This window comes from Sphaerotilus sp. (assembly GCF_013299175.1).
Classification (GTDB): domain Bacteria; phylum Pseudomonadota; class Gammaproteobacteria; order Burkholderiales; family Burkholderiaceae_C; genus Sphaerotilus.
Map to the genome: position 1 here is coordinate 1 of NZ_JAAFKF010000156.1, position 6,072 is coordinate 6,072.

General features: G+C 65.7%; 5 protein-coding genes. All 5 read left to right on the forward strand.

Annotation, left to right across the window (positions count from 1 at the left end; genetic code table 11):
* Positions 1 to 421: isocitrate/isopropylmalate family dehydrogenase (locus tag QZW52_RS18170; RefSeq protein ID WP_294001306.1), on the forward strand; the 421-nt coding region annotated here is incomplete at its 5' end.
* 84 nt (positions 422 to 505) lie between these two features.
* Positions 506 to 1,633, forward strand: coding sequence for an aspartate-semialdehyde dehydrogenase (asd, locus tag QZW52_RS18175; RefSeq protein ID WP_294001308.1), 1,128 nt, complete (start codon positions 506 to 508; stop codon positions 1,631 to 1,633).
* Between the two features lie 199 nt (positions 1,634 to 1,832).
* A complete protein-coding gene (locus QZW52_RS18180) occupies positions 1,833 to 4,538 on the forward strand; it encodes a motility hub landmark protein FimV (RefSeq protein WP_473964394.1) in 2,706 nt (901 codons plus the stop codon).
* A 40-nt stretch (positions 4,539 to 4,578) separates the two neighbouring features.
* Positions 4,579 to 5,376, forward strand: coding sequence for a tRNA pseudouridine(38-40) synthase TruA (gene truA / locus QZW52_RS18185; protein ID WP_294001311.1), 798 nt, complete (start codon positions 4,579 to 4,581; stop codon positions 5,374 to 5,376).
* Between the two features lie 14 nt (positions 5,377 to 5,390).
* Positions 5,391 to 6,068: a phosphoribosylanthranilate isomerase gene (locus QZW52_RS18190; protein ID WP_294001314.1), complete on the forward strand. Its 678-nt coding sequence runs from the start codon at positions 5,391 to 5,393 to the stop codon at positions 6,066 to 6,068.
* Positions 6,069 to 6,072 lie beyond the last annotated feature (4 nt).

Here is a 6,072-nt window from a genome sequence, read left to right on the forward strand (position 1 = left end):
CAAGGCGCCGAAGAAATTCGACGTGCTGTTCACCGGCAACATGTTCGGCGACATCCTCTCGGACGCGGCGGCGATGCTGACCGGCTCGATCGGGATGCTGCCGTCGGCGTCGCTGAATTCGAAGGGGCAGGGGCTGTACGAACCCAGCCACGGCAGCGCGCCGGACATCGCCGGCAAGGGCGTGGCCAATCCTCTGGCTACAATCCTGTCCGCTGCCATGATGCTTCGCTACTCCCTCCAACAACCAGAAGCCGCCGACCGCATCGAGTCGGGGGTTCAGGCCGTGCTCGCCGCTGGCTTGCGCACGCCCGACATCTGGTCGGAGGGAACGAAGCGCGTCGGCACGCGCGAGATGGGGGATGCGGTCGTGGCCGCCATCACCCAGGGCACGAAGGCCATCAAAGGCATTACCAAGAGCTGATCGGCTCCGCCTCGTCTCGCCCAGACCTCTCAACCCCGGCGATGCGAGTCGGCGGGGAAGGTCGAATACCGGAAAGGGCATCACATGAAACTCGTAGGATTGGTCGGATGGCGCGGCATGGTCGGCTCCGTGCTGATGGACCGCATGCAGGCCGAGGGCGATTTCGGCCTCATCGAGCCGCTGTTCTTCTCGACGTCCAACGCTGGCGGCACCGCCCCGGCGATGGCGAAGAACGAGACCAAACTCCAGAACGCCTATGACCTCGACGCGCTCAAGCGTTGCGAGGTCATCATCACGGCGCAGGGCGGCGATTACACCAGCGAGGTGTTCCCGAAGCTGCGCGCGGCGGGCTGGAACGGCCACTGGATCGACGCGGCCTCGACGCTGCGCATGAACGGTGACGCGGTCATCATCCTCGACCCGGTCAACATGCCGGTGATCAAGGACGCGCTGGCCAAGGGCGGCAAGAACTGGGTCGGCGGCAACTGCACCGTGAGCTGCATGCTGATGGGCGTGGGTGCGCTCTACAAGGCCGGTCTGGTCGAGTGGATGAGTACCCAGACGTATCAGGCGGCTTCCGGCGGCGGTGCGCAGCACATGCGCGAACTGCTGACGCAGTACGGCACGCTCAACGCCGAAGTGCGCGCATTGCTGGACGACCCGAAGAGCGCGATCCTGGAGATCGACCGCAAGGTCATCGCCAAGCAGCGGGCGCTGACCTCGGCCGAGACCGCGAACTTCGGCGTGCCGCTGGGTGGCTCGCTGATCCCGTGGATCGACAAGGATCTTGGCAATGGCATGTCCAAGGAAGAGTGGAAGGGCATGGCCGAGACCAACAAGATCCTCGGGTTGGGCGAGGGCTTCGGCTCGGACGCGATCCCGGTGGATGGTTTCTGCGTGCGGGTGGGTGCGATGCGCTGCCACAGCCAGGCGCTGACCTTCAAGCTCAAGAAGGACGTGCCGGTGGCGGACCTGGAAGCCATGATCGCGGCCGACAACGAGTGGGTGAAGCTGGTGCCGAATACCCGCGAAGCCACTGTCCGTGACCTGACCCCGGTGGCAGTGACCGGCACGATGACGATCCCGGTCGGCCGGGTGCGCAAGCTGGCGATGGGTCCGGAGTATGTCGGTGCCTTCACCATCGGTGACCAACTGCTCTGGGGCGCGGCCGAACCGCTGCGCCGCATGTTGCGCATCCTGCTGGACGCGTGACCTGCATGAAACAATGCCCGTTGCCGACCGGCAACGGGCATATTTTCAGTGCCGGCAATCGTGCGAGATGCTCGGAATGTCAGGCAGAGCATGAGCTTGTCTTTGTATCTGCTTGATGCTATTGTCTTTTCGGACATTTTGAGTCCTTGCTGAGCACTCGTTGCTCATATTGACTGGTGCGAAAAAACGGAATGGTTCCATGATTCGCAGCTTGGGAGACGCCTTGAATACCCAGACGAAGCGCACGGGGCGTTTGGCTCTGAGAGAAGTGGCGGCCGTGGTCGCCGTGGTCGCAGCCTTGGGTGCTGCACCGTCGGCATGGTCCTTGAGCCTTGGCCGCTTGAGCGTGCAATCCGCCTTGGGCGAATCGCTGCGGGCCGAGATCGACGTCACCAGCCTCACGCCGGACGAATCCGCCAATCTGCGGGTGCGGGTTGCGCCGCCGGATGCCTACCGCATTGCCGGTGTCGATTACAACGCGGTGCTGCCCTCCACGGCAGTATCGTTGCAGCGGCGTGCCGATGGCTCGCCCTACCTGCGCATCAGCAGCGACCGTTCGGTGCAGGAGCCGTTCGTCGATGTGATTCTGGAGCTGTCCTGGTCCAGCGGTCGGCTGTTGCGCGAGTACACGCTGCTGTTCGATCCGCCGTCGGTCGCGCGTGCGCCGGCTGCACCCGCCACGCCTGCCGTGGTGGCCGCGCCTGTCCGCCAGAGCAAGGCCGACATGGCCGCGTCCGCTGCCGTGGCAGAGGCCGCGGCCCGCACCGATGGGGTGAAGCGTCCGGCTTCCGCGCCCGTGCCTGCACCCATGCTGACCGAGGCTGCGGAGCCGGCGCCGCTGGCCAAGCCGCCCGCTCGCCGTGCCGCTGCACCCTCGCCCACGCCGCCAGCGCCCCATGCTGCGGATGCGGCTGCCGGCGCCGAATACCGCGTCAAGCCTGGAGACACGCTGTCGAACGTGGCCAGCAAGCTGCAGGTCGAAGGGTTCTCGCTGGACCAGATGCTGGTCGGCCTGTACCAGGGCAACACGCAGGCGTTCATCGGCAACAACATGAACCGGCTGCGCTCGGGATCGGTCCTGAACGTGCCGTCGGCCCAGAAACTGGGCAGCGTGGACACCCGCGAGGCCCGCCGCCTGGTGCAAGCGCAGAGTGCGAATTTCAATGCCTACCGGCAGCGCCTGGCCGGTGCCGTTCCCGAGCAGACCAAACCTGCCGAGCCGACCCGCAAATCCGGTGGACAAGTCCGTACCGAGGTGGTCGAGAGTGGATCGGCCGGTGCTGCCAAGCCGGATCGCCTGCAGATCGACAAGCCCAAGACCGCCGGCAAGGGGCAGTCCACCACGCCGGAAGAGGCGGTGGTCAAGCAGCGTGCCGACAAGGAAGCTGGCTCGCGCGTCAATGAACTGGCGCGTAACCTGGACGAATTGAAGAAGCTGCAGGCTGCGTCGGGTGCGGCTGTGGCGGGGTCTGGAAAGGCTGCCTCGACCGCCGGCCCGGTGGTCATGGCAGGCAAGACGCCAGACAAGCCGATGGACATCCCATCGGCACCCGCACCGGTGAAGCCCGTGGCTGCCTCCGCACCTGTGGTGGCGCAAGCGGCATCCGCCAAGGCGCCGCTGCCGGTCGTGGCGTCCGCGCCGACTGCCGCCAGTGCGCCTGTGGTGCCGCCTGCGCCGGTCGTGGCCGCCGCATCCCGTCCAGTCGCACCGATGGACACCACGCCGGTCGAAGAGCCGTCGCTGATCGAGTCGCTGTCCGAGAACCCGATGCTGCTGCCGGGTGCTGGCCTGATCCTGGCCATCCTTGCGGGCTTGGGGTACTACCGCTTGCGGGGCAAGAACAAGGACGAGGCGGGCGTCACGTCCTTCCTGGAAAGCCGTCTCCAGCCGGATTCGTTCTTCGGTGCCAGTGGCGGCCAGCGCGTGGACACCCGCGATGCTGCGGGCACGCCGTCTTCGATGAGCTACTCGCTCAGCCAGATCGACGCGATTGGCGATGTGGATCCCGTTGCCGAAGCGGATGTCTACCTTGCGTATGGCCGTGACCTGCAGGCCGAGGAAATCCTCAAGGAAGCGATGCGTGCCAATCCGGAGCGCCTCGCCATCCGCACCAAGCTGCTGGAGGTCTATGCCAAGCGCCGTGACACCAAGGGCTACGAACTGCTGGCGGGCGAGCTGTACGGCCTGACCGGGGGGCAGGGCGAAGACTGGGTTCGTGCGCAGGAACTGGGCCGCTCGATCGACCCGGAAAACCCGATGTACGAGCAAGGTGGCCAACCCCACTCGGGCTACGCCAGCGAATCCGGTGGTGGCGAGATGCTGGGCGCCAGCACCATGCCGCAATCGGTGGTGCCATCGCCGTCCCGGTTCGAGAACAGCGCGATTCCCGATTTCGACCTGGGTGGCGATACGCCGTCGGGCAGTTCGGCCTCCATTGACCTCGACATTTCGGTGCCGGGTCCGATGGATTCGCTGCCACCGGTGTCGAATGCGTTCTCGACTGGCCGCGGGGCACTGGGTGGACTGGGTGTGGCGGCGGCTCTGCCCGCTTCACTGGATGTGCCCTCCGATTCGGGACACAGCAGCCTGGACTTCGAACTCCATGACCTGCCCGAGATCAGCGAGCCGATCACCGAAGCGGGTGATCTGCAGAAGATCGACATGGCCGGTCTGTCATTCGACTTCGATCTGCAGCCGACCACCGCGTCCGGTGACATCGATGCCTACCCGATGCTCGGGGATGGCGAAGACGGCGACCCGCTGGCCCGCAAGATCGAGCTGGCCAAGGAGTTCCTCGATTTCGGCGATGCCGAGTCTGCACGCGACATGCTGCAGGAAGTGATCGAGAAGTCCGATGGCGATCTGCGCGCCAAGGCGCAGGCCATGCTGAGCAAGTTGGTGTGATGCGCTGGCAGACGGTGTCGCTTCGGGTAGGTGAATTGCCTTGCGCCTCGCGCTAGGCATCACCTACCGTGGCACCGCCTACCACGGCTGGCAAAGCCAACCAGACGGCTGCACGGTTCAGGACCATCTGCAAAAGGCGCTCTCGCGATTCGCGGTGGTGCCGATCCAGACCGTGTGCGCCGGCCGCACCGACACCGGTGTCCATGGCCTCAACCAGGTCGTCCACTTCGACACCGACCTCATCCGCGATCCCTTCTCCTGGGTCCGCGGCCCCAACCGCTACCTGCCGGGTGACATCGCCGTCCAATGGTGCGTGCCGGTCGCCGATGATTTCCACGCCCGTAACCTCGCCCGTGGTCGCCGCTATGCCTACGTCGTGCTCGAATCGCCCGTCAAGCCGTCGATCGACCGCGGTTCGATCGGCTGGATCTTCCGCCCGCTCGACGCCGAGGCCATGCGCCGTGCCGCCGCCCACCTGATCGGTGAGCACGATTTTTCGGCGTTCCGCTCGTCGGATTGCCAGGCACTGTCCCCGGTCAAGCTGATGCGCGAGATCACCATCACCCGCCACGGCGCGTACTGGCGCTTCGATTTCGAGGCGGTGGCCTTCCTGCACCACATGATCCGCAACCTCATGGGCTGTCTGCTCGCGGTCGGCACCGGCACGCGCCCGAGCGACTGGATGGCCGAGGTGCTCGCCTCGCGCAAGCGTGAACGTGCGGCGCCTACCTTTGCCCCCGATGGTTTGTATTTTCTCGGCCCCCGCTACGATGCACACCACGGCCTGCCGACCCGCACGGCCGCGTTCGATTGGCTACCGGGTTCGGGTGATTGCTGATGCATGTTGTTTCGATGGACCTGACGCGGCCGGTTTCAGCGGCCGCACGCACCCGCATCAAGATTTGCGGCCTGACCCGCGAGCGGGATGTGGAGGACGCCGTGGCGGCGGGCGCCGACGCGATCGGGCTGGTGTTCTACCCCCGCAGTCCGCGCCATGTCACGGTGGAGGTGGCGCGGCGGCTGGTGGCGTGCTTGCCCCCCTTCGTCACCCCGGTCGGCCTGTTCGTCAACGCCGATCCTGCACAGATCGCCGATGCCTGCGCGGCCATCCCGACGCTGCTGCTGCAGTTCCACGGAGATGAAACTCTCGCACAGTGCGAAGCTGCCGGTCGTCCCTATCTGCGCGCTGCCCGCATGGCGCCGGACTTCGATTTGTTAAACTTTGCACAGTCTTACTCCAGTGCCCAGGCCATCTTGCTCGACGCCCACGTCGAAGGGTATGGCGGCGGCGGAAAGGTTTTCGATTGGTCGCTCATTCCATCAGGCGTACACCGTCCGGTCGTTTTGTCTGGTGGGTTGAATGCTGCCAATGTGACCGATGGCGTGCTTCGCGTGCGGCCGTGTGCCGTGGACGTGAGTTCCGGCGTTGAAGTCGGCAAGGGTGTCAAGGACGCCGTGCTGATGCGCCAATTCTGCGAAGCCGTCCGCGAAGCCGACGCCCGACGGGCCGACGCCGACAGCGGATACTGAATTT

Bases quoted from the DNA above. Each gene is read 5' to 3' on its own strand.
- asd (WP_294001308.1), top strand. From the start codon at position 506: ATGAAACTCGTAGGATTGGTCGGATGGCGCGGCATGGTCGGCTCCGTG.
- QZW52_RS18180 (WP_473964394.1), top strand. From the start codon at position 1,833: ATGATTCGCAGCTTGGGAGACGCCTTGAATACCCAGACGAAGCGCACG.
- QZW52_RS18190 (WP_294001314.1), top strand. From the start codon at position 5,391: ATGGACCTGACGCGGCCGGTTTCAGCGGCCGCACGCACCCGCATCAAG.